27 protein-coding genes are annotated in these 23,264 nt (G+C 74.2%); 17 read left to right on the top strand and 10 right to left on the bottom strand.

The window, feature by feature from the left end:
- Nucleotides 1-9 precede the first annotated feature (9 nt).
- From dhaK to NH342_RS07355, 4 genes are read left to right on the top strand one after another with little or no spacing between them, the layout of a single operon-like run.
- Nucleotides 10-1,011, top strand: coding sequence for a dihydroxyacetone kinase subunit DhaK (gene dhaK, locus NH342_RS07370; RefSeq protein WP_253013246.1), 1,002 nt, complete (start codon nt 10-12; stop codon nt 1,009-1,011).
- Complete coding sequence (dhaL, locus tag NH342_RS07365) at nt 1,008-1,580, top strand: dihydroxyacetone kinase subunit DhaL (protein WP_253013244.1); 573 nt, start codon at nt 1,008-1,010, stop codon at nt 1,578-1,580. The genes dhaK and dhaL overlap by 4 nt, the downstream gene beginning before the upstream one ends.
- 7 nt (nt 1,581-1,587) lie before the next feature.
- Nucleotides 1,588-1,995 (top strand): dihydroxyacetone kinase phosphoryl donor subunit DhaM, encoded by a 408-nt coding sequence (gene dhaM / locus NH342_RS07360; RefSeq protein ID WP_253013242.1) that lies wholly within the window; start codon nt 1,588-1,590, stop codon nt 1,993-1,995.
- A 45-nt stretch (nt 1,996-2,040) separates the two neighbouring features.
- Nucleotides 2,041-2,997, top strand: coding sequence for a DUF808 domain-containing protein (locus NH342_RS07355; RefSeq protein ID WP_253013240.1), 957 nt, complete (start codon nt 2,041-2,043; stop codon nt 2,995-2,997).
- Nucleotides 2,998-3,000: 3 nt separating this feature from the next.
- Here NH342_RS07355 and NH342_RS07350 read toward each other — a convergent pair whose 3' ends face one another.
- From NH342_RS07350 to NH342_RS07335, 4 genes are read right to left on the bottom strand one after another with little or no spacing between them, the layout of a single operon-like run.
- Entirely contained in the window at nt 3,001-3,369 is a 369-nt protein-coding gene (locus tag NH342_RS07350) for a type II toxin-antitoxin system VapC family toxin (RefSeq protein ID WP_253013238.1), read from the bottom strand.
- Nucleotides 3,366-3,563 (bottom strand): type II toxin-antitoxin system VapB family antitoxin, encoded by a 198-nt coding sequence (locus NH342_RS07345; protein WP_253013236.1) that lies wholly within the window; start codon nt 3,561-3,563, stop codon nt 3,366-3,368. The genes NH342_RS07350 and NH342_RS07345 overlap by 4 nt, the downstream gene beginning before the upstream one ends.
- Before the next feature lie 60 nt (nt 3,564-3,623).
- A complete protein-coding gene (locus NH342_RS07340) occupies nt 3,624-3,824 on the bottom strand; it encodes a hypothetical protein (RefSeq protein ID WP_253013234.1) in 201 nt (66 codons plus the stop codon).
- A gap of 19 nt (nt 3,825-3,843) precedes the next feature.
- Entirely contained in the window at nt 3,844-4,008 is a 165-nt protein-coding gene (locus NH342_RS07335) for a hypothetical protein (protein ID WP_253013232.1), read from the bottom strand.
- Between the two features lie 74 nt (nt 4,009-4,082).
- Between NH342_RS07335 and NH342_RS07330 the strand changes: the two genes are divergently transcribed.
- Nucleotides 4,083-4,883 (top strand): polysaccharide deacetylase family protein, encoded by an 801-nt coding sequence (locus tag NH342_RS07330; RefSeq protein WP_253013230.1) that lies wholly within the window; start codon nt 4,083-4,085, stop codon nt 4,881-4,883.
- A 2-nt stretch (nt 4,884-4,885) separates the two neighbouring features.
- On the opposite strand, the gene NH342_RS07325 is transcribed toward NH342_RS07330, so the two are convergent.
- Nucleotides 4,886-5,686, bottom strand: coding sequence for a DUF427 domain-containing protein (locus NH342_RS07325; protein ID WP_253013218.1), 801 nt, complete (start codon nt 5,684-5,686; stop codon nt 4,886-4,888).
- A 67-nt stretch (nt 5,687-5,753) separates the two neighbouring features.
- On the opposite strand from NH342_RS07325, the gene NH342_RS07320 reads away from it, so the two are divergent.
- Entirely contained in the window at nt 5,754-6,623 is an 870-nt protein-coding gene (locus NH342_RS07320; RefSeq protein ID WP_253013214.1) for a cytochrome c oxidase assembly protein, read from the top strand.
- Here the strand turns inward: NH342_RS07320 and ychF are convergent.
- The gene (gene ychF, locus NH342_RS07315) at nt 6,613-7,686 is read right to left on the bottom strand and encodes a redox-regulated ATPase YchF (protein WP_253013212.1); all 1,074 of its coding nucleotides are present in this window, start codon (nt 7,684-7,686) and stop codon (nt 6,613-6,615) included. The genes NH342_RS07320 and ychF overlap by 11 nt on opposite strands.
- A gap of 80 nt (nt 7,687-7,766) precedes the next feature.
- On the opposite strand from ychF, the gene NH342_RS07310 reads away from it, so the two are divergent.
- The 4 genes from NH342_RS07310 (at nt 7,767) to NH342_RS07295 (ending at nt 11,598) form a co-directional block, all read left to right on the top strand.
- A complete protein-coding gene (locus NH342_RS07310) occupies nt 7,767-9,257 on the top strand; it encodes an AlkA N-terminal domain-containing protein (protein ID WP_253013210.1) in 1,491 nt (496 codons plus the stop codon).
- On the top strand, nt 9,254-9,775 hold the full coding sequence (locus tag NH342_RS07305) for a methylated-DNA--[protein]-cysteine S-methyltransferase (RefSeq protein WP_253013208.1): 522 nt from the start codon (nt 9,254-9,256) through the stop codon (nt 9,773-9,775). The genes NH342_RS07310 and NH342_RS07305 overlap by 4 nt, the downstream gene beginning before the upstream one ends.
- Before the next feature lie 36 nt (nt 9,776-9,811).
- Nucleotides 9,812-10,861, top strand: a complete 1,050-nt coding sequence (locus NH342_RS07300; protein WP_253013206.1) for a DNA recombination protein RmuC — start codon at nt 9,812-9,814, stop codon at nt 10,859-10,861.
- A gap of 239 nt (nt 10,862-11,100) precedes the next feature.
- Nucleotides 11,101-11,598: a DUF6542 domain-containing protein gene (locus tag NH342_RS07295; RefSeq protein ID WP_253013204.1), complete on the top strand. Its 498-nt coding sequence runs from the start codon at nt 11,101-11,103 to the stop codon at nt 11,596-11,598.
- Nucleotides 11,599-11,637: 39 nt separating this feature from the next.
- Here the strand turns inward: NH342_RS07295 and NH342_RS07290 are convergent, their stop codons facing one another.
- Nucleotides 11,638-12,621, bottom strand: a complete 984-nt coding sequence (locus tag NH342_RS07290) for a 4-hydroxy-3-methylbut-2-enyl diphosphate reductase (protein WP_253013202.1) — start codon at nt 12,619-12,621, stop codon at nt 11,638-11,640.
- Between the two features lie 61 nt (nt 12,622-12,682).
- Between NH342_RS07290 and NH342_RS07285 the strand changes: the two genes are divergently transcribed.
- Nucleotides 12,683-13,576, top strand: a complete 894-nt coding sequence (locus NH342_RS07285) for a lipid droplet-associated protein (protein WP_253013200.1) — start codon at nt 12,683-12,685, stop codon at nt 13,574-13,576.
- Between the two features lie 10 nt (nt 13,577-13,586).
- On the opposite strand, the gene NH342_RS07280 is transcribed toward NH342_RS07285, so the two are convergent.
- On the bottom strand, nt 13,587-15,650 hold the full coding sequence (locus NH342_RS07280; protein WP_253013198.1) for a transglycosylase domain-containing protein: 2,064 nt from the start codon (nt 15,648-15,650) through the stop codon (nt 13,587-13,589).
- 74 nt (nt 15,651-15,724) lie between these two features.
- On the opposite strand from NH342_RS07280, the gene xseA reads away from it, so the two are divergent.
- Nucleotides 15,725-16,945 (top strand): exodeoxyribonuclease VII large subunit, encoded by a 1,221-nt coding sequence (xseA, locus tag NH342_RS07275; protein ID WP_253013196.1) that lies wholly within the window; start codon nt 15,725-15,727, stop codon nt 16,943-16,945.
- Nucleotides 16,942-17,154, top strand: a complete 213-nt coding sequence (locus tag NH342_RS07270; RefSeq protein ID WP_253013194.1) for an exodeoxyribonuclease VII small subunit — start codon at nt 16,942-16,944, stop codon at nt 17,152-17,154. The genes xseA and NH342_RS07270 overlap by 4 nt, the downstream gene beginning before the upstream one ends.
- 4 nt (nt 17,155-17,158) lie before the next feature.
- On the opposite strand, the gene NH342_RS07265 is transcribed toward NH342_RS07270, so the two are convergent.
- Nucleotides 17,159-17,776 (bottom strand): DUF4245 domain-containing protein, encoded by a 618-nt coding sequence (locus NH342_RS07265; protein ID WP_253013192.1) that lies wholly within the window; start codon nt 17,774-17,776, stop codon nt 17,159-17,161.
- A gap of 84 nt (nt 17,777-17,860) precedes the next feature.
- On the opposite strand from NH342_RS07265, the gene glpX reads away from it, so the two are divergent.
- Nucleotides 17,861-18,916, top strand: coding sequence for a class II fructose-bisphosphatase (gene glpX / locus NH342_RS07260; RefSeq protein ID WP_253013190.1), 1,056 nt, complete (start codon nt 17,861-17,863; stop codon nt 18,914-18,916).
- An 82-nt stretch (nt 18,917-18,998) separates the two neighbouring features.
- Here the strand turns inward: glpX and NH342_RS07255 are convergent, their stop codons facing one another.
- Complete coding sequence (locus NH342_RS07255; RefSeq protein ID WP_253013188.1) at nt 18,999-19,973, bottom strand: hypothetical protein; 975 nt, start codon at nt 19,971-19,973, stop codon at nt 18,999-19,001.
- Between the two features lie 170 nt (nt 19,974-20,143).
- Here NH342_RS07255 and NH342_RS07250 point away from each other — a divergent pair, with 170 nt between their 5' ends.
- From NH342_RS07250 to NH342_RS07240, 3 genes are read left to right on the top strand one after another with little or no spacing between them, the layout of a single operon-like run.
- Nucleotides 20,144-21,538 carry an aspartate ammonia-lyase gene (locus NH342_RS07250; RefSeq protein ID WP_253013186.1) on the top strand — a complete coding sequence of 465 codons (1,395 nt, stop codon included), beginning with the start codon at nt 20,144-20,146 and terminating at the stop codon, nt 21,536-21,538.
- A gap of 45 nt (nt 21,539-21,583) precedes the next feature.
- Nucleotides 21,584-22,894 (top strand): citrate synthase, encoded by a 1,311-nt coding sequence (locus NH342_RS07245; RefSeq protein ID WP_253013184.1) that lies wholly within the window; start codon nt 21,584-21,586, stop codon nt 22,892-22,894.
- A gap of 2 nt (nt 22,895-22,896) precedes the next feature.
- Entirely contained in the window at nt 22,897-23,085 is a 189-nt protein-coding gene (locus NH342_RS07240; protein ID WP_253013182.1) for a hypothetical protein, read from the top strand.
- The last annotated feature ends 179 nt before the right edge of the window (nt 23,086-23,264 follow it).

The raw sequence follows: 23,264 nt of genomic DNA, 5'->3' as shown, positions 1-23,264 counted from the left end.
CGTCGCAGCATGAAGAAGCTGATCAACGACCCCGCCGACGTCGTCGCCGACGCCCTGCGCGGGATGGCGCTGGCCCACCCCGAGCTGCGGGTCGACCACGAGAACCGGGTGGTGTTCCGGGGAGACGGGCCCCGGCAGGGCAAGGTCGGCCTGGTCTCCGGCGGCGGGTCGGGCCACGAGCCCATGCACGGCGGGTTCGTCGGTCGCGGCATGCTCGACGCCGCCTGCGCCGGCGAGGTGTTCACCTCCCCCGTGCCCGACCAGATGGTCGCCGCCACCCAGGGCGTGGACGGCGGGGCCGGGGTCCTGCACATCGTGAAGAACTACACCGGCGACGTCATGAACTTCGAGATGGCCGCCGAGCTCGTCGCCGCCGAGTCCGGCACCGAGGTGGTCACCGTCGTGGTCGACGACGACGTCGCGGTCACCGACAGCCTCTACACCGCCGGCCGGCGCGGGGTGGGCACCACCGTGCTGCTGGAGAAGGTCGTCGGTGCCGCGGCCGAGGAGGGCCGCCCGCTCGCCGAGGTCGCCGACCTGGCCCGCCGGGTGGACGACGCCGGCCGCAGCATGGGCATGGCGCTGACCTCGTGCACGGTGCCGGCCGCGGGCAAGCCGACCTTCGACCTGCCCGAGGACCAGATGGAGATCGGCATCGGCATCCACGGCGAGCCCGGCCGCCGCCGGGTGCCGCTGGCGCCGGCCCGCGAGGTCGCCGAGATGCTGGTGGAGCCGATCCTCGCCGACCTGTCGTTCTCCGGCGGGGACGGCGTCATCTGCTTCGTCAACGGCCTGGGCGCCACCCCGCTGCTGGAGCTCTACGTCCTGTACGCCGAGGTCGCCGCGCTGCTGGAGAAGGCCGGCGTGGGCATCGCCCGCTCGCTGGTCGGGCCGTACATGACCAGCCTGGACATGGCCGGCGCCACCGTCACCCTGCTGAGGTGCGACGACGAGCTGCTGCGGCTGTGGGACGCCCCCGTCATCACCCCTGGGCTGCGGTGGGGCGCGTGAACCTCGACGAGCTGCAGGCCTGGCTGCGCCGGTTCGCCGAGCTGGTGCACGAGCACAAGGACGAGCTGACCGCCCTGGACTCCGCCATCGGCGACGCCGACCACGGCGCCAACCTCGACCGCGGGATGACCGCGGTGCTCGCCGCCCTGGAGGAGGCCCCGCCGGCCGACGCCGCGGCGCTGCTGAAGAAGACCGGCGCCACCCTGGTGTCCAAGGTCGGCGGGGCGAGCGGACCGTTGTACGGCACGCTGTTCCTGCGGATGGCCGGTGCCGACACCTTCCCGGCGGCGCTGCGGGCCGGGTACGAGGGCGTGCTGGCCCGCGGCAAGGCCGAGCCCGGGGACAAGACGATGGTCGACGCGCTGGGCCCGGCCTGCGACGCCCTCGACGCCGGGAAGTCGGTGGCCGAGGCGGCGCAGGCCGCGGTCGAGGGCCGCGACGCCACCGTGCCGCTGGTCGCCCGGAAGGGCCGGGCCAGCTACCTGGGCGAGCGCAGCGCCGGGCACGCCGACCCCGGCGCCACCTCCACCGCGCTGCTGCTGCAGGCCGCCGCCGAGACGCTGTCGTGAGGCTGTCGTGACGGTCGGCATCGTCGTCGTCTCGCACAGCCGGGCGCTGGCCGACGCCGCCGTCGAGCTGGCCCGGCAGATGCTGCCCGGCCGCGAGCTGGCGGTCGAGGTGGCGGCGGGCACCGAGGACGGCGGGCTGGGCACCGACGCGATGGCGGTGTCGGCGGCTGTCGAGGCCGCCGACAGCGGCGAGGGCACCGTCGTCCTCATGGACCTGGGCAGCGCGGTGCTGTCGGCGGAGACGGCCCTGGAGTTCCTGCCCGACGACGTCCGGGAGCGGACGACGCTGTCGGCGGCGCCGCTGGTCGAGGGCCTGGTGGGGGCCGTGGTGGTGGCCGCCGGCGGCGCGAGCCGTGAGCAGGTGGCCGCGGAGGCCGCTCGCGGGCTCGCGCCGAAGGAGGCCCAGCTGGGCTGAGATGTCCTAGCCTGCTGCTGTGACCCTCCTGAGCGGCGCCCCCTGATGGCCAGCGGTCTGTTCGCCCTGTTCGACGACGTCGCCGCCATGGTCCGGCTGTCCGCGGCCTCGCTGGACGACATCGGCGCCGCCGCCGGCCGGGCCGGGGTCAAGGCCGCAGGTGTCGTGGTCGACGACGCCGCGGTCACCCCGCGCTACGTGCAGGGGTTGAAGCCCGAGCGGGAGCTGTCGATCATCTGGCGGATCGCCAAGGGGTCGATCCGCAACAAGCTGCTGGTCATCCTGCCGGCGATCCTGCTGCTGTCTCAGTTCCTGCCGTTCCTGCTGACCCCGATCCTCATGTGCGGCGGGGCCTACCTCTGCTACGAGGGCGCGGAGAAGCTGTGGGAGAAGGTCTCCGGCCACCACCCGGAGGAGACCGCCGCCGCGGACGAGACGGTGGCCGACCCGGCCGAGCACGAGAAGGCCGTCGTCTCGGGGGCGGTGCGCACCGACTTCATCCTGTCCGCCGAGATCATGGTGATCGCGCTCAACGAGGTCGACACCGAGCCGTTCCTGTCCCGGGCGATCATCCTGGTCGTCGTCGCGCTGCTCATCACCGCGCTGGTGTACGGCGTCGTCGGGCTGATCGTGAAGATGGACGACGCCGGGGTCGCGCTGGCCGCGAAGCCGTCGAGGGGCGTCGCCGCGCTGGGCCGCGGGCTGGTCAAGGCCATGCCCGTCGTGCTGTCGACGCTGGCCACCGTGGGCGTGGCGGCGATGCTCTGGGTCGGCGGGCACATCCTGCTGGTCGGCGCCGAGGAGCTGGGCTGGGCGTGGCCCTACGACCTGGTGCACCACGTCGAGGTGGCCGTGCACGACGCCACCGGTGCGCTGGGCGGGGTGCTGGGCTGGCTGACCAACACCGCGCTGTCGGCCGTCGTCGGCGTCGTGGTGGGCGCGGTCATCGTGGCCGTGCTGCACCTGGTGCCCCGACGCGGCGGCAAGGCCGCCGCGCACTGAGCGTCAGTCGTCGACGACCGGTTGCCCGAGGTCGAGCGCGGCATCGCGCAGCCGCCGGTCGCGGGTCCACAGCAACGAGCCGGGGACCAGGCGGACCGAGCCCAGCAGGTGGGCGTCGACCGCGCTCAGCCCTCGGCCCCCCAGCCGGTTGCTCGTCGTCAGCAGGATGACCTCCGCGTGGCTGAGCACGGGGAAGGCCCGCAACCGCTCGAGCTCGACCAGGACGGCGTCGCGGTCGGCGAGCCGCCCCATCGCCAACTCCTCGACCACCAGCGGGTGTTGGCCGACCTCGTCGCTCGCCAGCGCGTCGACCAGGGCCGGCTCGCTCTCGTGCAGGTGGTCGATCCAGACCGACGTGTCGACCAGGATCACGCGTTGGGGTCGCGCCGGCGCGGACCGGCCTCCGCGCCCGGGTCGCTCCCGCCGAGCGCCGCCAGCCGGCGCCCGCTCTCGATCCGCACGAGCAGCTCCAGCGACTCCCGGATCAGCGCGGACCGCTCGGTCGTGCCCGTGAGCTCCTGCGCCCGGGCCACCAGGTCGTCGTCCAGCGTCACCGTCGTCCGCACCGTGGCACCTCTCGCGGCATCAGATGATGCTCATGATGATGCGCCGGCCGGTCGCGACGGTCAACCGCCGCGGGCGAAGAGCTCCGCGGCCTGGGCGTCGTCCACGAACGGGTACTTGACCTTGAACTGGGCCAGCGCTTCGGCGACCGGGAGCACGTGGGTATCCCGCCGGCCGGCCGCGTCGACGGTCTGCACCGTCACCACGTCGTCGTTGATCGGCACCCAGTGGGTCTCCGCGTAGTCGGTGAACACGTTCGGCACGGCCCCGACCCTACGGCCGTCAGAGCGGCGCCAGCACCGCCAGGTCGCGCGCCTCCAGCGCCTCGGTGACCGCGGTGCTCAGCCAGCCCGCCGCGGTGAACAGGTCGTCGCCACCGGGGTCGGCCGACAGGGTCGCGGCCACCGCCCCCGCACGCTGCAGGGCCTCGCACACCGTCCTGGTCATGCCGCTGCTATCGGCAGCCCGACACCCGCCCCGGAGGCCCGGCCACCGACCGCACCCGACGTAGCCTCACCGCCGTGGACCGCCGACGCTTCCTCGCGACCGCCCTCGCCGGGGGTGCCGCGGTGCTCGCCGGGTGCAGCACGCCGCCCGCCACGCAGGCCGCACCGTCCAGCACCGCGCGGCCGACCACCACCGCCCCCACCACGACGCCGTCCCCCACGTTCCCGGCGCCGCAGCTGACCCGGGTGCCCATCCCGCCGGGGAAGCTCACCGGCCTGCCCGGCGAGGGGTCGCTGCTGGCCTGGACCGTCGACGACGGCGACGACAGCTCGGTGGTGCGCGCCTACACCGAGTTCGGCCGGGACACCGGCACCCGGCTGACCTTCTTCCTCAACGGCTCCAAGCCGGCGTGGACCGAGAACGCCGACCTGCTGCGGCCCCTGGTCGCCGACGGCCGCATCCAGCTGGGCAACCACACCTGGAGCCACGCGGACCTGACGTCGCTGTCGGCGGCGGGCATCCAGGAGGAGCTGCAGCGCAACCACGACTTCGTGCAGGCCACCTACGGCGTGGACATGCGGCCCTACTACCGCCCGCCCTACGGGTACCGCAACCCCGCCACCGATGCCGCCGCCGCCGAGATCGGCTACACCTGCCCGGTGCTCTGGTACGGGTCGTTGTCGGACTCGGCGCTGATCACCCCGGAGGCGCTGCTCGGCTTCGCCGACCAGTGGTTCCTGCCGCAGCACATCGTGATCGGGCACCTGAACTTCACCCCGGTGACCACGGTGTTCCCGCAGCTGCGCCAGATCCTCGACTCGCGCGGCCTGACCACGGTCACCCTGGACGACGTCTTCGTGGCGCCGACCGCCTGACCTCAGGGACGCATCTCCACCTGCACGTCGACGCCGTCCCCGTCGAAGGACCGGTGACCGGCGAAGGTCACCGCCTCGGGGAACGGCTCGGCGTAGTGCCAGGCGACGTCGTCGTACCGGCGTCCGCCGACGGTGACGTGCTCGTAGCCGGCCACGCCCTTGTAGGGGCACACCGTGCTGGTGTCGCTGGGGGTCAGCACGTCGGTGCGGACGTCGGCCTCGGGCACGTACCAGCGCACCGGCAGACCGGTCTCGACCACCGCGACCGGGGCGCCGGTCTCGGCCACGACCTCACCGCCCACCCGGACGGTGACGTGCCGGGAGGAGCGCCGGGCGTCGACCCGGTGGAACGGGTCGCGGGGGTGCCCCAGCGCGACGTCGTCCTCCACGAGCCAGGTGTCCAGGCTCGACATCTCGAACGACACGAGGCCGGCCAGCGGCGGGCACCCCTCGATCGGCTCGGGGTAGCTCCAGCCGGCGTCGGCGACCCGGTGGTCCCCGACCTGCAGGTCCCAGTAGCTTGCCTCGCCCTTGAAGGGGCAGGTGGTCCGGGTCGCGCTCGGGGTGAGGACGCCGGGGGCGACGTCGGCGAGCGGCAGGTACCAGCGTGGCAGCAGACCGGTCTCGTGCAGCAGCTGCGCGCCGGTCGTGTCCACGACCACCTGGTCGCCGACCAGCCCGCGGACCCGCTCGGGCACCGGGTGCAGGTAGAGCGCGTGGGCCGGGGCGACCGACCACAGGTCGACGTTGAGCTGGCCCTGCGGGGGGCGGGCGAGCGGTCCGGTGCCCAGCGTCAGCGACATGGGCCCACGCTAGACCGCGCCGCGGGTGCCAGCCGTCCCACAGGTGCGGGCGGCACCATCGGCGTCCGTGGGGGTGCTCCTGCAGTGGCGGCCGGACTGGCTGACCACCGCCGCGCTCGCCGTCCTCGTCGGGCTGGTGGTCCGGGCCCGCCTGCGGCTGCGGGCCGCCGGGCAGCCGTGGCCGGTGCTGCGGGACGTGGCGTTCGCGGCAGGCGTGCTGCTGGCTGCGTGGACGACCTCGGGGATCCTGCAGGTGCGCGGTGAGCAGGTCGAGTGGGTGTGGACCGCGCAGGAGTTGCTCCTGCTGCTCGTCGTCCCCGTCCTGCTGGTCGCGGGCCAGCCGGTGGCGCTGCTGCGGGGGACGCACCGGACGCCGCGGGTGCTGCGGCTGGTGGGGCACCCGGCGCTGTCACCGCTGTACGTGCCCGTGGTCTGCGGCCTGCTGTTCTTCGGCGGGGTGGGCCAGCTCGCGCTGTCCTCGGAACCGGTCTCCTGGGCGCTGCACCTCGCGCTGCTCGCCGTGGGTGCGGTGGTGGCGCTGCCGCTGGTGGACCGCGACGACGCGCGCAGCTCGCTGGCGGTCGGTGCGGCGCTGGCCGTCGGTGTGGTCGAGCTGCTGCTGGACGCCGTGCCGGGGATCGTCCTGCGGTTGGAGACGCACCTGACGGTCCCGTGGTTCGACGCGCCCGGGTGGCTGGCCGGGCAGCAGTCGGCCGGGGGCCTGCTGTGGACGGTCGCCGAGGTGCTGGACCTGCCGTTCCTGGTGCTCACCGTGCTGCAGTGGATCCGGGTCGAGCGCCGCGAGGCGGTGCGGGTGGACGCCGAGCTTGACCGGGCGGCACCGACCGGGGAGCCGTGGTGGTTGGCCGACCCGGTGCTGCGGGCCCGCTACGGGTCGGCCGGACGCGACGACCCGCAGCGGGATCTCAGACGTTGAAGCGGAACTCGACCACGTCGCCGTCGGCCATCACGTAGTCCTTGCCCTCGATGCGCACCTGGCCGCGGGACTTGGCCTCGGCCATCGAGCCGGCGGCGACCAGGTCGCCGAAGGAGACCACCTCGGCCTTGATGAAGCCGCGCTGGAAGTCGGTGTGGATGACCCCGGCGGCCTGGGGCGCGGTGGCCCCGACCGGGATGGTCCAGGCGCGCGACTCCTTGGGGCCGGCGGTCAGGTAGGTCTGCAGGCCCAGGGTGGCGAACCCGACCCGGGCGAGCTGGTGCAGGCCCGGCTCCTCCTGCCCGACGGCGGCCAGCAGCTCGGCGGCCTCCTCGTCGGGCAGCTCGGCCAGCTCGGCCTCGGTCTGCGCGTCGAGCACGATTGCCTCGGCCGGGGCGACCAGCGCGCGCAGCTCGTCGAGGAGCTCGGTGTTGCCCAGCTCGTCCGAGTCGACGTTGAACACGTAGAGGAACGGCTTGGTGGTCATCAGGCCCAGCTCGCGCAGCGGCTCGGTGTCCACCCCAGCGGCGAACAGGGTCTGCCCGCCGTCCAGCACCTGCTGCGCGGCGACCGCGGCGTCGTACAGGGCCTTGCGGTCCTTGTCCTTGCGCATCTCCTTCTCCAGCCGCGGGACCGCCTTCTCCAGCGTCTGCAGGTCCGCGAGCAGGAGCTCGGTGTTGATCGTCTCGATGTCGTCCTTCGGGGACACCTTGCCGTCGACGTGCACGACATCGGGGTCGGCGAACACCCGGATGACCTGGCAGATCGCGTCGGACTCGCGGATGTTGGCGAGGAACTTGTTGCCCAGCCCCTGCCCCTCGCTGGCGCCCCGCACGATGCCGGCGATGTCGACGAAGGACACCGTCGCCGGGATGGTCTTCGCGCTGCCGAACAGCTGCGCCAGCACACCCAGTCGGGTGTCGGGGACGCCGACGACGCCCACGTTCGGCTCGATGGTGGCGAACGGGTAGTTCGCCGCCAGCACGTCGTTCTTGGTCAGCGCGTTGAACAGGGTCGACTTGCCGACGTTGGGCAGGCCGACGATCCCGATGGTGAGACTCACGGGGAGCCAGGGTACGGGGCCCCACCGTCGTGTCCGATTCCCGCCAGAACCCCTCCGGCCCCGCTGGCATGCTCGGTCCCGTGACCGAGCTGCTCGAAGGACGCGGACTGGACGACGAGCGCTGCTACCGCGCCGTCGCCAGCCGCGACGCCCGCTTCGACGGCTGGTTCTTCACCGCGGTGCACACCACGGGCATCTACTGCCGCCCCTCCTGCCCGGCCCGGACGCCGCTGCCGGGCAACGTCTCCTTCCACCCCACGGCGGCGGGCGCCCAGGCGGCCGGCTTCCGCGCCTGCCGCCGCTGCCGCCCGGACGCCGTCCCCGGCTCGCCGGAGTGGGATGTCCGGGCCGATGTCGTGGCCCGCGCCGTCCGGCTGGTCGCCGACGGCGAGGTCGAGCGCAGCGGCGTGCGCGGGCTGGCGTCCGCACTGGGCTACAGCGAGCGGCAGCTGCACCGGCTGGTGGTCGGGGAGCTCGGCGTCGGCCCGCTCGCCCTGGCCCGCGCCCAGCGTGCGCAGACCGCCCGGGTGCTGCTGGAGACCACCGACCTGCCCGTCGCCGACATCGCCTTCGCCGCCGGGTTCGCCAGCGTCCGGCAGTTCAACGACACCGTCCGCGAGGTCTTCGCCACCACCCCGACCGGGCTGCGCGGGTCCCGCTCGCGGGCCGCGCACGGCCCGTCGGGCTGGTTCACCCTGCGGCTGGCCGCCCGCGCCCCGTTCAGCGCGCCGGAGGTGCTGCTGTTCCTCGGCGGCCACGCCGTCCCCGGTCTGGAGGAGTGGGACGGCACCACCTTCTCCCGCGTCCTCGACCTCCCCCACGGCCCCGGCGTCGTCCGGCTCTCCCCCGGTGCCGACGGCGCCTCGGTCACCGCCCGGCTGCACCTGGGCGAGCTGCGCGACCTGGGGACGGCGGTGGCCCGCTGCCGGCACCTGCTCGACCTGGACGCCGACCCCACGGCCGTGGACGACGTGCTCGCCGCCGACCCCGCGCTGACCCGGCTGGTCCGTGCCGCGCCCGGGCGGCGGGTGCCCACCCACCCCGACGCCGCCGAGGCCGCCGTCCGCGCGGTGCTGGGCCAGCACGTCTCCCTGGCCGGCGCCCGCACCTTCACCGCCCGCGTGCTCACCGCCGCCGGCACCCCGCTGCCCGAGCCGGTCGGCACGCTCACCCACGCCTTCCCCCGGCCGCAGGCGCTCGTCGACGCCGACCTCGGCGCCGTCGGGCTGACGGGCAAGCGGCGCGCCACCGTGCACGCCCTCGCCGCGGCGCTGGCCGGCGGGGACGTCGACCTGGGCCCGGGGGCCGACCGCGCCGAGGCCGGCCGCGCTCTGCTGGCGCTGCCGGGCATCGGGCCGTGGACCGTCGCGCTCGTCGCACTGCGCGGCCTCGGTGACCCCGATGTCTGGCTGCCCGGCGACCTCGCCCTGCGCCGCGCGCTCACGGCGCTCGGCAGCTCGGACGCCGACGCCGCCACCCGCTGGCGGCCCTGGCGCTCCTACGCCGTGCTGCACCTGTGGGCGATGTCCGCCCCCGCCCTGTTCACCCGCCACCCCGAGGACTCGCCATGACCGCGCTGCACGCAACCACCGGGACCCCGATCGGGCCCTTCACCGTCCTCGTGCAGGACGACGCGGTGCTCGCCAGCGGCTGGACCGCCGACATCGGCGACCTGCTCCCCGTGGTGCACCGCTCGCTGCGGCCGGCCGAGGTCACCGCAGTGGAGCGGCTGCCCGTGCTCGACGTCGTCGACGCCTTCCACGCCGGCGACGTCGCGGCGATCGACGGGGTGGCGGTCCGGCAGCGGTCGGGCCCCTTCCTGCAGGAGGCCTGGGAGGTGCTGCGCACCGTGCCGGCCGGGCAGCCCGACAGCTACGCGGAGTTCGCCGCCCGGTGCGGCCGCCCGGCCGCGGTGCGCGCCGCGGCCGGGGCGTGCGCCCGCAACGCCGCCGCGCTGTTCGTCCCGTGCCACCGGGTGCTGGCCACCGGCGGCGGGCTCGGCGGCTTCCGCTGGGGGACGCCGGTCAAGCGCTGGCTGCTGGACCACGAGGCGGCGCACGCGCCCGTGCCCACCCCGGCGCCTGCCTGACCGGTTCTGTCGGACCCCTCGGGCACCCTCCCGGGCATGGACGCCGCCTCCCTGCTGCTGGGCCTGCTCGTCGGTGCGCTGCTGGCCACCGCGGTCACCCTCGGGGTCGTCGCCGTGGTCCGGCGCCGCGCCCCGCAGCCCGACGGCCTGGAGCCGGTGCACGAGTCGCTGGACCACCTGCACCGGCTGCTGGCCGGCATCGAGCGCGACCGGGCCACCGCGCACGGCGAGCTGCGCGAGCAGGTGGGCACGGTGGGGCAGACCTCGGCGCTGCTGCGCCAGGAGACCGCGGCCCTGGTCACCGCGCTGCGCACCCCGCACGTGCGCGGCCGGTGGGGCGAGGTGCAGCTGCGCCGGCTGGTCGAGGTCGCGGGCCTCCTCGAGCACGCGGACTTCGTGCAGCAGCCCTCCTCGGTCAACGACCTGGGCGCAGGGGTCCGGCCCGACCTGGTGGTCACCCTGGCCGACGGCAAGCACGTGGTGGTCGACGCCAAGGTCCCCTTCGCCGGCTGGATCGAGGCCGTGCAGGCCACCGACGAGACCGTCCGGGTCGCCCGCGTCGCCGAGCACGCCCGCCAGCTGCGCGCACACGTCGAGGCGTTGGCCGCCCGCCGCTACCCCACCGCCTTCGACCCCGCCGCACCCTTCACCGTCCTCTTCGTGCCCTCCGACGGATTCCTCACCACGGCGCTGGAGGCCGAGCCCGGCCTGCTCGAGCACGCCTTCGGCCGCGACGTGGTGATCGCCACCCCCAGCACCCTGCTCGCCCTGCTGCGCACCGTCGCCTACTCCTGGCGCACCGAGCGGCTGGCTCGCGACGCCGGCGCGGTGCTGGAGGTCGGCCGCCTGCTGCACACCCGGCTGGGCACCCTGTCCGGGCACCTGACCAAGCTCGGCGCCGCCCTCGGGTCCGCGGTGGGCCGGTTCAACGACACGGTGGGCAGCTACGAGCGGTCGGTCCTCACCACCGCCCGGCGCTTCGACGACCTCGGGGTCTCCGCCACCCCCGTGCCCACCCCGGCCCCGGTCAGCGCCCAGGTCCGCGAGCTGCACCCTGCCCCCGACCCGGAGCTGCGCACCGGGTGAGACCGGTCGTGCGCGACGCGCCCGGCCAGCACGCGCGCACCTCCAGCTGCCGGACAGGTTCGACCGTTACCGTGCGGTGATCGAACGGCGGCTCCGCAGGGGTGCTGTCGGCAGCGAGGAGGTGCACCATCGCACCGATCAGTGCAGTCGGATCCAGGCGGGAGGGTGCGGTGCGTCCCGAGCGCAGCTACCCCGGCGACGCTCCCAGGCCCCGCGCCGGAGCACCCCGGAGCCGGTCCGTGGCGCAGGACGACTGGTCCTTCGACGACCTCTCCTCGGGGTCGTCCCGGCCCCAGCGCCCCGGGGCCCGCGACCCCCGCCGTGACGGCCGGCGTGACGCCGGCCGCAGCCAGCGCCAGGCCCCGCGCCGCGCTGCCGCCCCCCAGCGCGGGGTGGCCGGCGCCCTCGGCGTGCTCGGCGTCTTCCTCGTGACCCTCGCCGCCGCGGCCGCCGACTCCTACCTCGGGGTCGGGCTCGGCACGCTCACCACGATCGCCCTCGTCGGGTCCACCGTCGCGGCCGGGCTGCTGGTCCGCCGGCGCGACCTGGCCACCGTCGCCGTCGCCCCGCCGCTGGTGTTCGTGGGTGTCGCGCTGGTCAACATCGTCCTCGCGCCGTCGGCCACGCTCTCGCTGCCGACGATCGCCACGCTGCTCATCCGCGGCTTCCCCGCCATGGCCATCGCCGTCGGCGCCGCCCTGGTCGTCGCCCTGGTCCGGGCGGTCACCCGCCGCTGAGGCCGGCCGGTCCCGCACCGCTGCGGGACCGGTGGCCGGTCAGTCGTCCGTCGCGGTGTCGACCGCGAGGGCCTGCCGGCGCTGCTTGAGCTCCTGCGGCAGGGCGAAGACCAGCCGCTCCTCGGCCGCCTTCACCGTCTCCACGTCGGGGTAGCCGCGCTGGGCCAGCCAGTCCAGCAGCTCCGACACCAGCACCTCGGGCACCGACGCCCCGCTGGTCACCCCGACGGTCGAGACGCCCTCGAGCCAGGCCTCGTCCACCTCGGCGGCGTAGTCGACCAGGTAGGAGGCCCGGGCACCGGCCTCCAGCGCGACCTCGACCAGCCGCACGGAGTTCGACGAGTTGGTCGAGCCGACCACCAGCACCAGGTCGCACTCGGCGGCCATCTGCTTGACCGCCTGCTGGCGGTTCTGGGTGGCGTAGCAGATGTCGTCGCTGGGCGGGGCCTGCAGACCCGGGAACCGGCCCTTGAGCTGGTCGACCGTGGCCAGCGTCTCGTCCACCGACAGCGTGGTCTGGGACAGCCACACGACCTTCTCCGGGTCGCGCACCTGCACGTTCGCGACGTCCTCGGCGCCGTCGACGAGCTGGGTGCGCTCGGGCGCCTCGCCCATCGTGCCCTCGACCTCCTCGTGCCCGCGGTGGCCGATCAGCAGGATGTCGTAGTCCTCGGCGGCGAACCGCTTGGCCTCCTTGTGCACCTTGGTGACCAGCGGGCACGTCGCGTCGATGGTGCGCAGCTGGCGGGCCGCGGCCTGCTCGTGCACGGCCGGGGACACCCCGTGCGCGCTGAACACGACCACCGCGCCCTCGGGCACCTCGTCGGTCTCCTCGACGAAGACCGCGCCACGGCGCTCGAGGGTGGCGACGACGTGCTTGTTGTGCACGATCTGCTTCCGGACGTAGACCGGGGCGCCGTGGATCTCCAGGGCCTTCTCCACCGCGATCACCGCGCGGTCGACACCGGCGCAGTAGCCACGGGGGTCGGCGAGCAGGACACGTCCGCGCTGATCAGCAGGCATGGCGCCCACGGTACGTGGGCCTCCGGGCGCGCCGCAGCGCTCGCTGGGGCACCCTTCCCCCATGGCCCGTGAGATCCCCGAACCCGTCCGCGCCGCCGCCGGGCTGGCCGCCACGCTGCTGGACGAGGCCCGCAAGCTGCCCGAGACCCTCCCCGGTCTCCCCGTCCGCGCCATCGGGCTGGCCATGCAGACGGCCCTGAAGGTGCAGCAGGAGTACACCGGGCTGGTCGCCCGCGGCGACGAGCTGCTGACCGGCCTGCGCGGCGAGGACGAACCCGGCCTGGCCACCTTCGACGACGACGAGGACGACCTGCCCCCGGCCCGGCCCACCGCGACCGGCGGCCTGGGGTCGCGCACCTCCTCCTTCGACCGCGTCCCGGTCGACCCCGAGGACGCCTTCGCCCCCGACGGCTACCTGGTCGACGACGGGACCCCTGCCGACGGCCCCGTCGACGACCAAGCCGACGACCTGGCCGACGAGCCGTTCGAGGAGCCCGTGCTGGTCGTCGACGAGGCGGCGGCGATCGGCGACGACGACCTCGCCGACGAGACGCTGGCCACCGAGGAGCTGCTGGCCACCGGCCTGACCGCCGACCTCGGGGGTGCCGCGCTCACCGACGCCGACGTGGCCGCATTGCCCGACGACCCCGAGGCCGACGAGATCACCGCGACCGTCGACGAGCTCGCCGTCGGGATGAGCGACTCCGCCGCCGAGGACGACGCGGTCATCGCGGCGTCGGAGAAGGCCATCGACGCCGCGCACGAGGTGGCCGCCGAGGCGCCGGTGACCGGGTACGAGGGTTTCACCATCGCCCAGCTGCGCGGCCGCCTCCGCGGCTACCAGCCGGTGACGGTGGACGAGCTGCTGGCCTGGGAGGAGGCGCACCAGGCCCGCCCGCCGTTCCTGACTCTGCTGCGCAACCGCAAGGAGAAGCTGGCCCGCGAGCAGGGCTGACCGGCCCCGTTCAGCACACCAGCGTCAGGTTGCCCTCGGTGAAGGGGCAGTCCCCGCCGGCGGGGACGCCCAGCACCTGACGGTCCGCGGCCGGGAACGCCGCGGTCGGCCCGGCGGCCAGCACCGGGGCCATCGCGTCGTGCCAGATCTGCGCGCTCTTCCCGCCGCCGAACCCACCGACGTCGACGTTCTCGTCCGGGTTGAACACGAGCACGCTGGCCGTGTACTCGGGCGTCGACCCGACGAAGGCGACCGACACGTTGCCCTGCGTCGTCCCGGTCTTGCCGGCGATGTCGTGCCCGGCGATGCGGGCGCGGCTGGCCGTCCCGATGTCGGACTGCACGTCCCCGCGCATGACCTGGGCCAGCGTGTGCGCCACCGGCGCCGGCAGCGCGCCGGCCGTGCAGTGGTCGCCGGTGTCCAGCGCGGCGCCGTCGGCACCGGTCATCGGGGACCCGTCCGCGGCCAGGACGGCCGTCACCGGGGTCGGGTCGCACTGCGTCCCCCCGGAGAACACCGTCGCGTAGGCATCGGCCAGGTCCAGCGGGCTGGTGGCCAGCGGGCCCAGGGTGAACGAGCCCTCCTCGCCGTCGATGACCTGCTGGGCGTCCTGGTCGGTCAAGGAGGCCAGACCCAGCTTCTGCGCCTCCCGCACCGGGCCCGCGACGCTGCCCAGGTGGTCCTCCAGCCCCACGAAGAAGGTGTTGGAGGACTCCACCAGCGCATCGGCCAGGTCGAGGGTCTCCGGGTAGTGGCCCGCGTTCTGCACCACGTAGGGCGCCCCACGCGTGCCGCCGTTCTTCTTGTAGACCGTCGAGGTGTAGGGGTCCGACGTGGTCTGGGTGAACGACGCGGTGTAGCCGTGCTGCAGCGCGTACGCCGCGGTGAACAGCTTGTAGGTCGACCCCGACCCGCGCGCGGCCGCGGTCGGCAGGTCCACCGAGGTGCACCCGGTGCCGGTGCAGCCGTAGGTGCGGTTCACGCTCATCGCCAGCACGTGCCCGGTGCCGGGCTGGACGACGTCGTAGACCGCGGCCAGCGGGCTGTCCTGCGGCACCGTGCGCACCACCGCGGCGTCCCCGGCCCGCTGCACCCCCGGCTCCAGGGTGGTCTGGATGGTCAGCCCGCCGTCGTCGAGCTGCTGGTCGGTCAGCCCGAGCGTGCCGGTCAGGTACCCGCGCACGTAGCTGCAGAAGAAGCCGCCCACCAGGGCCTGCGCGCACCCCTGCGGCGGGGTGCCCCCGGGCACCGTGGTCACCGGGGTGGCCAGGTCGGTGGCCAGGTCGGCGTCGGAGAGGTCACCGAGGTCGTGCATCCGGTGCAGCACGACGTCCCGGCGGGCCTGCGCGACGTCGGGGTGGGCGATCGGGTCGTCGGCCGACGGGTTCTGCACCAGCCCGGCCAGGGTGGCGGCCTGCAGCGGGGTCAGCGCGGAGGCGTCGACGGAGAAGTAGGTCCGCGCCGCGGCCTGGACGCCGTAGGCACCGTGGCCGAAGTACACCGTGTTCAGGTACCGGGTGAGGACGTCGGCCTTGCTCAGCCGGGCGTCCACCGCCAGCGCCAGCCGGGCCTCGGTGAGCTTGCGGGCGAGGGTGTCGGCGGTGGCCTCCTGCTGGCCCTGGCTGGTGGTCGCCCGCTGCAGCAGGGTCTGCTTGACCAGCTGCTGGGTGATCGTCGACCCGCCCTGCGCCGCGCCACCGCTGGACACGTCGGTCACCAGTGCGCGCAGCGTGCCGATCGGGTCGACGCCGCCGTGGCTGTAGAAGCGGGAGTCCTCGATGTCCACCAGCGCCGTCCCCATGACCGGCGCGATCTGCGCGGCGGTGACCGGCACCCGGTCCTGGTCGTAGAAGTCGGCGATCAGCGACCCGTCGGCGGCCAGCACCTGCGTGATGCCCGGCAGCGGTGCGGTGGTGACCTCCTCGACCGCGTTGCTCGACACCGGCCCCTGGCTGTCGGCGGCGGCGCGGCCGGCCAGGTCGAGCCCGACCAGCCACGGCCCGGCCACGGCGGCGACGAGCACGCCCGCGACGACGACGGCTCCCAGAAGCTTCCCCACGACCACCCAGCGCACGCATCGCACCCTGCCCCGGCCCCCTGGGCGCCGGCTGGGAGCTCCCTGCAGGTGCACCTGGCAGGCTCGGGCCCGTGACCGCACCGTCCTCCCCGGACCAGCCGTGGCCGGTTCGCACCGTGGCGCGCAAGGTGGCCGACTGGATCGGCCGCCTCGGCGAGGTGTGGGTCGAGGGCCAGGTGGCCCAGCTGTCCCGGCGCGGGTCGGCGACGGTGTTCCTCACCCTGCGCGACACCGCCGCCGACCTCTCGGTGCCGGTCACCTGCCCCCGGGACGTCGCCGAGCGGCCGGGTGCGGCGCTGACCGAGGGGGCCCGGGTGCTCGTCCGGGCGCGGCCGGACTACTACGTCGCCCGCGGGTCGTTCTCCCTGCGCGCCACCGAGATCCGCGCCGTCGGGCTGGGCGAGCTGCTGGCCCGCATCGAGCGGATCCGCACTCTGCTGGCCGCCGAGGGCCTCTTCGACGTCCACCGCAAGCGCCCGCTCCCCTTCGCCCCCGCCGTCGTCGGGCTGGTCACCGGCAAGGGCAGCGCCGCCGAGCGCGACGTCCTGGTCACCGCGCGGCGCCGCTGGCCCGCCGTCCGGTTCGTCGTCCGGCACTGCACCGTGCAGGGCCCCTCGGCGGCCGAGGAGGTCGTCGAGGCGCTGCAGCGGCTGGACCGCGACCCCGAGGTGGAGGTCATCGTGCTGGCCCGCGGCGGCGGTTCGGTGGAGGACCTGCTGCCCTTCTCGGACGAGGGCCTGGTACGGGCGGTCGCGGCCTGCCGGACCCCGGTGGTCACCGGTGTCGGCCACGAGACCGACACCACCCTGGTCGACCACGCCGCCGACGTCCGGGCCGCCACCCCCACCGACGCCGCCCACCGGGTGGTGCCCGAGATCGGGGAGCAGCGGCGCCTCGTCGACGGGTTGCGCGCCCGCGCCCGCGCACTGGTCACCGCCCGGGTGGAGCAACAGGAGCGCTGGCTGGAGTCGGTGCGCAGCCGGCCCTCGCTGGCCGAGCCCGGGCGGCTGCTGGCCGGGCTCGGCGACGAGGTCGCGGCGCTGCGCAGCCGGGCCACCCGCACCCTCACCCACCGCGTCGACCTCGCCGTCCGCGACCTGGAGCACGCCCGGGCGCGGGTGGCCTCCCTCTCCCCGCAGGCCACCCTGGACCGCGGCTACGCCCTGGTGCAGACGACCGACGGCGCCCTGGTGCGCGCACCCGAGGAGGTGGCCGACGGCCAGGCCCTGCTCGTGCGGGTGGCCGGCGGCCGCATCCCGGTGCGCGTGGACCGGCAGGATGGGCAGCCGTGAGCACCCCGGAGCCGGCCCCGACGCAGAGCTACGAGCAGGCCCGCGAGGAGCTGGCCGACGTCGTGCGCAAGCTGGAGGGCGGTGGGCTCACGCTGGAGGAGTCGTTGGCGCTGTGGGAGCGCGGCGAGGAACTGGCCGGGGTGTGCCAGCACTGGCTCGACGAGGCCCGCGAGCGGCTGCAGCGGGCCGCCCCCACCGACGAGGGGTGAGCCGCTACCCCGCCTGGTAGGGCTGCACGGACGCGGCCAGGGTGCGCAGCTCCTCGTCGGACGCCGACCCGGTGACCGCGACCGTCGCGGCGCCGTCCTCGAGCAGGTAGGCGGTCTCGCCGCGGGCGGTGGTGGTCTGCGTCCACTGCCGCCCGCCGATCTGCACCGGGGTGTCCCCCGACCGGCCGTCGAGCACCCGGGCCAGGTCCTCGGCCCGGGGCTCGTCGCCGATGACGAAGCCGGCGTACTCCTCACCGGGGGTGAGGTAGCCGATGGCCAGCGTGACGGGGTCGCCCGCCTCGGTGGCGTTGCCCGCGTCGGTGTTCACGCTGGTGGCCCGCCAGTCGTCGGGCAGGCCCTGGGGCACCAGCAGCTGGTAGCCCGCCCGGGCCGCGGCCAGCTGGGTGCCCGACGTGGTCTCCACCGTGCGGACCGGGTCGACGCCGTTCTGCCGCAGCGCCACCAGCCCGACCAGGGCCAGCACGATCACCGTCAGCGGCAGCAGCGAGCGCACCATGTTCGCCGCGGTGAACTTCGCCGCGCGCTCCTGCGACGAGCTGGCCACCATCTGCTGCTCGACGTCCGGGGAGCGCTGCTGACCCTGAGGTGCGGTGTCGGCCATGGACCTAGGATCGCAGCAGCGCTCCCCCATCCCGTCGACCGGCGGTGCACCGGCGGTCCGGCGGCCCCCCGAGGAGGTCCTCCGTTGTCCCTGCCCGTCCCCGACGGCCCGGCCCCGACCTACCACTCCGCCTTCCACGAGCAGACCCCGCCGACCGGCATCCGCCCCGACCGGAACCTCGCGCTGGAGCTCGTCCGGGTCACCGAGGCGGGAGCGATGGCGGCCGGCCGCTGGGTCGGCCGGGGCGACAAGAACGGCGGTGACGGCGCGGCGGTCGACGCCATGCGCGCGCTGATCCAGACGGTGAGCATGCGCGGCACCGTCGTCATCGGGGAGGGCGAGAAGGACGAGGCCCCGATGCTGTTCAACGGCGAGGAGGTCGGCGACGGCACCGGCGCCGAGTGCGACGTCGCGGTGGACCCGGTCGACGGCACCACGCTGATGGCCAAGGGCATGCCGAACGCGGTCTCGGTGCTCGCGGTGGCCGACCGCGGCGCGATGTACGACCCGTCCGCGGTCTTCTACATGGACAAGATCGCCACCGGGCCGATCGCGGCCGACGTGGTCGACATCCGGCTGCCGGTGAAGGAGAACATCCGCCGCGTGGCCAAGGCCAAGAAGGCGTGGCCGGCCGACGTCACCGTCGTCATCCTCGACCGGCCCCGGCACGAGGCGCTGGCCCAGGAGGTCCGCGACGCCGGCGCCCGGATCAAGTTCATCACCGACGGCGACGTCGCCGGCGCCATCGCCGCGGCGCGCGAGGGCACCGGCGTGGACCTGCTGCTGGGCATCGGCGGCACACCCGAGGGCATCATCACCGCCTGCGCGCTCAAGTGCATGGGCGGGGCGCTGCAGGGCCGGCTCATGCCCAAGGACGACGACGAGAAGCAGAAGGCCATCGACGCCGGCCACGACCTCGACCGGGTGCTCGACATCGACGACCTGGTCCGCGGTGACGTGTTCTTCGTCGCCACCGGCATCACCGACGGCGAGCTGCTGCGCGGCGTGCAGTACCGCGCCGGCGGGTGCACCACGCAGTCGCTGGTCATGCGCTCCCGGTCGGGCACCATCCGCGCCATCGAGAGCCTGCACTCGCTGGAGAAGCTGAACCAGTACTCCGCCGCCGGCTCCGACTACTGATCCCGCGCGCGACGACGGCCGGGTCCCCGAGGGGCCCGGCCGTCGTCGTCGGGTGCGTCGGCAGGTACCGACGCACGGTCGGTCAGTCGAAGGCGGAGATGCAGGGCGTCCCCGTGCCGGTCGGCTGACGACCCGCGCAGGAGTCGCCGTAGTCGTTGTAGGCCTCCAGGCCGGAGCCCAGGGACTGGAAGAACAGCGAGTCGCAGTCGCTCATGTTGCCGTCGTAGCAGCTCTGCGCCAGCTGGTTCAGGGCGGCATCGGTACCGAGACCGTCGGGGCTGGCCCCGGGCGGCGGCACGTCCCCGGACCCGCCACCGGACCCACCGCTCGAGCTGCTCGACGACCCGTCGCCGTAGAGGTCCGCGCACCCCCCGTACGTCTCGCTGGTCCGCTGGCCGCAGGTCGAGCCGTACTCCTCGTAGTCGCTGCCGATGTCCGAGGTCAGCCAGAGGTCGTCGCAGGCCGCCCAGTCCTCGCCGTAGCAGGAGTCGGCGAGCTGGTCGAGGGACGCGTCGTCGCCCAGGCCGGACGGGGACTCACCCGCCGGCACCGACCCCCCGCCGGAGGAGCTGGAGGAGGCCCCCGACGACGTCGTGCGCGAGGCCGACGTGGAGGTCTGCTGCGAGGTGCTGGTCGGGGTGGCGACGGTGTCGTCGTCGCCACGGTTCAGGAACAGCACGAGGCCCACGACGACCGCCGCGACCACGACGACCGCGCCGATGGACAGCGCGATCACGGTGTTCTTGTTGTTCTTCGGGGGCTGGCCGTAGGGCGGCTGGCCGTACTGCCCGGGCTGCCCGTACTGGCCCTGCTGGCCGTACTGCCCCTGCTGGCCGTACTGGTTCTGCTGCCCGTACTGGTCCTGGCCGTAGGGCGACTGCTGGCCGTAGGAGGGCTGCTGGCCGTACTGGCCCGGCTGGCCGTAGGAGGGCTGCTGGCCGTACTGGCCCGGCTGACCCTGCTGGCCGCCCCAGGGCTGCCCGGACTGCCCGGGCTGCTCACCGCCACCGCCCCAGGGCTGCTGGCCGTCGTTGGGCGGGTAGGGGGGTTGGGACATCTGGTGGACTCCTCGGTTCCGGACCCTGGCGTGCGGATCGTAGGGACCGGTCCCACGAACGGCCACCCCTCGTGATCATCCGGTGACCTGGCCGGGCCGAGAGCGTCCCGCGACCGGTGTCTAGGGTCTGGGTGCCGTCCGAGCCGAGACCAACCCACCGGGAGAGCAGCGTGGCCACCGAGCAGGACTTCCGCATCGAGCACGACTCCATGGGCGAGGTCCGGGTACCCGCGCACGCGAAGTGGCGGGCGCAGACCCAGCGCGCCGTGGAGAACTTCCCGATCAGCGGTACCCCCATCGAGCGCGAGCTCATCGGGGCGCTGGCCGCCATCAAGGGCGCCGCCGCGACGGTGAACGCCGAGCTCGGCGTGCTCGACGGCGACGTCGCCCAGGCCATCCACGCCGCCGCGCAGGAGGTCGCCCGCGGCGACTGGGACGCCCACTTCCCGATCGACGTCTTCCAGACCGGCTCGGGCACCTCGTCGAACATGAACACCAACGAGGTCATCGCCACCCTGGCCTCGGACGCCTCCGGCCTGTCGGTGCACCCCAACGACCACGTCAACGCCTCGCAGTCCTCCAACGACGTGTTCCCCTCGGCCATCCACATCGCCACCACCCGCGCCGTCGTCGTCGTCCTGGTCCCGGCCCTGGAGCACCTGGCCGCCAGCCTCGAGCGCAAGGCGACCGAGTTCGCCACCGTGGTCAAGAGCGGCCGCACCCACCTGATGGACGCCACCCCCGTCACCCTGGGCCAGGAGTTCGGCGGCTACGCCGCGGCGATCCGGTACGGCGTCGAGCGGCTGCAGGCCTCGCTCCCCCGCATCGGCGAGCTGCCGCTGGGCGGCACCGCGGTCGGCACCGGCATCAACACCCCGCCCGGGTTCGCCGCCAAGATCATCCAGAAGCTCGCCGCGGACATGCAGCTGCCGCTGACCGAGGCGCGCGACCACTTCGAGGCGCAGAGCTCCCGCGACGGCCTGGTCGAGGCGTCCGGCCAGCTCAAGACCATCGCCGTCGGCCTGGTGAAGATCTGCAACGACCTGCGGTGGATGGGGTCGGGCCCGCGCACCGGCCTCGGCGAGATCGCCCTCCCCGACCTGCAGCCCGGCTCGTCGATCATGCCCGGCAAGGTGAACCCGGTGCTGCCCGAGGCCGCGATCCAGGTCGCCGCCCAGGTCATCGGCAACGACGCCGCCGTCACCTTCGCCGGCACCACCGGCTCCTTCGAGCTCAACGTCACCCTGCCGCTGATCGCCCGCAACGTGCTCGAGTCGATCCGGCTGCTGGCCAACGTCTCGACGCTGCTGGCCGACCGGTGCATCGACGGCATCACCGCGAACGAGGAGCAGTGCCGCACCTACGCGGAGAGCTCGCCGTCGATCGTGACGCCGCTGAACAAGTACATCGGCTACGAGGAGGCCGCCGTGGTGGCCAAGACCTCGCTCAAGGAGCAGAAGACCATCCGCCAGGTGGTCGTGGAGCGCGGCTACGTCGCCCAGGGCAAGCTCACCGAGGAGCAGCTGGACGCCGCCCTCGACGTGCTGTCCATGACCCACCCCTGAGGCGGTGGTGCTCCGGGGCACCGGAGTCGGTAGCGTCCTGTCCCGATGAGCGCTACAGCAGACACCGAGGTACCCGGTCCGGCCACCCTGCACTACCCGGGGGGTGAACTGGAGCTGCCGCTGCGCCCGGCGACCGAGGGGTCGGACGGGTACGACACCGGCAAGCTGCTGGCCACCACCGGGCAGGTGGCACTGGACATCGGGTTCGTCAACACCGCCGCGTGCACGTCCGCGATCACCTACATCGACGGCGACGCCGGCATCCTGCGCTACCGCGGGTACCCGATCGACCAGCTGGCCGGCAAGGCCAGCTTCGTCGAGGTCTCCTACCTGCTGATCCACGGCGAGCTGCCCACCGCGGCCCAGCTGCAGGAGTTCGACAACAAGATCCGCCGGCACACGCTGCTGCACGAGGACCTCAAGCAGTTCTTCAAGGGCTTCCCGCTCGACGCGCACCCGATGCCGGTGCTGTCCTCGGCGGTGAGCGCCCTGTCGACCTTCTACCAGGACTCCCTGGACCCCTTCGACCAGTCGCAGGTCGAGATGAGCACCTACCGGCTGCTGGCCAAGCTGCCGACCATCGCGGCCTACGCCTACAAGAAGTCCGTGGGCCAGCCGTTCCTCTACCCGGACAACTCCCTGGGCCTGGTGGAGAACTTCCTGCGGATGACCTTCGGCTTCCCGGCCGAGCCCTACGAGGCCGACCCCGAGCTGGTCAAGGCGCTGGACATGCTGTTCGTGCTGCACGCCGACCACGAGCAGAACTGCTCCACCTCCACCGTCCGGCTGGTCGGCTCCTCGCACGCCAACCTCTTCGCGTCGGTCTCCGCGGGCATCAACGCGCTGTTCGGCCCCCTGCACGGCGGGGCCAACCAGTCGGTGCTGGAGATGCTCGAGGCCATCCAGCGCGACGGCGGCGACATCCCGAAGTTCGTCAAGCGGGTCAAGGACAAGGAGCCCGGCGTCAAGCTGATGGGCTTCGGCCACCGGGTCTACAAGAACTACGACCCGCGCGCGGCCATCGTGAAGGCCACCGCCGACTCCGTGCTGGACAAGCTCGGCGGCAACAGCGAGCTGCTCGACCTCGCCCGTCAGCTCGAGGAGGTCGCGCTCACCGACGACTACTTCGTGCAGCGCAAGCTCTACCCGAACGTCGACTTCTACACCGGGCTGATCTACCGGGCCATGGGCTTCCCGACCCGGATGTTCACCGTGCTGTTCGCCCTCGGCCGGCTGCCCGGCTGGATCGCCCAGTGGCGCGAGATGATCGAGGACCCCACCACGAAGATCGGCCGCCCCCGGCAGGTCTACACCGGGCCCACCGCCCGCGACTTCGTGCCCCTCGACCAGCGCTGACCGTGCCCGAGGGCGACACCTTCCGGTTGCCGCCGGTCCCCCTCGCCACGGGGGACCGGCTGGCACCGCCGGACGGGCGGGTCGTCGTGGGCGTCGAGCTCGTCGTCACCACCGAGGACGGCGACCGCACCCGGTTGCCGCTGCGCGCCGAGCACGGCGCGTGGTGGGCCCCTGCTCACCCGGAGGGGTGACCCGGCCACCCCGTCGGGGTCAGCCACCTCAACCGGCCCGCGCGCCGTCCCGATGCCCTCGGTGGACACCGGTCGACCTCCGGCCCGCCACCGGCGCGGGCGCGACCCGGTGCCGGGGGGAGCACCGTGCCGCCGCGCTCCGCCGCGCCCACCCCCCGGGCCACCCGTCCGGCCGCGCC

This window comes from Klenkia sp. PcliD-1-E (genome assembly GCF_024124375.1).
GTDB lineage: Bacteria > Actinomycetota > Actinomycetes > Mycobacteriales > Geodermatophilaceae > Klenkia.
The sequence above is the reverse complement of the archived record's forward strand: the minus strand, read 5'-3'. Positions and strand labels throughout refer to the sequence as shown.

Excerpts from the sequence above, each read along its gene's own strand:
- dhaK (WP_253013246.1), top strand. The coding sequence starts at position 10 with ATGAAGAAGCTGATCAACGACCCCGCCGACGTCGTCGCCGACGCCCTG.
- NH342_RS07355 (WP_253013240.1), top strand. The coding sequence starts at position 2,041 with ATGGCCAGCGGTCTGTTCGCCCTGTTCGACGACGTCGCCGCCATGGTC.
- NH342_RS07335 (WP_253013232.1), bottom strand. The coding sequence starts at position 4,008 with ATGACCAGGACGGTGTGCGAGGCCCTGCAGCGTGCGGGGGCGGTGGCC.
- NH342_RS07325 (WP_253013218.1), bottom strand. The coding sequence starts at position 5,686 with ATGTCGCTGACGCTGGGCACCGGACCGCTCGCCCGCCCCCCGCAGGGC.
- NH342_RS07305 (WP_253013208.1), top strand. The coding sequence starts at position 9,254 with ATGACCGCGCTGCACGCAACCACCGGGACCCCGATCGGGCCCTTCACC.
- NH342_RS07300 (WP_253013206.1), top strand. The coding sequence starts at position 9,812 with ATGGACGCCGCCTCCCTGCTGCTGGGCCTGCTCGTCGGTGCGCTGCTG.
- NH342_RS07290 (WP_253013202.1), bottom strand. The coding sequence starts at position 12,621 with ATGCCTGCTGATCAGCGCGGACGTGTCCTGCTCGCCGACCCCCGTGGC.
- NH342_RS07285 (WP_253013200.1), top strand. The coding sequence starts at position 12,683 with ATGGCCCGTGAGATCCCCGAACCCGTCCGCGCCGCCGCCGGGCTGGCC.
- NH342_RS07265 (WP_253013192.1), bottom strand. The coding sequence starts at position 17,776 with ATGGCCGACACCGCACCTCAGGGTCAGCAGCGCTCCCCGGACGTCGAG.
- NH342_RS07255 (WP_253013188.1), bottom strand. The coding sequence starts at position 19,973 with ATGTCCCAACCCCCCTACCCGCCCAACGACGGCCAGCAGCCCTGGGGC.
- NH342_RS07245 (WP_253013184.1), top strand. The coding sequence starts at position 21,584 with ATGAGCGCTACAGCAGACACCGAGGTACCCGGTCCGGCCACCCTGCAC.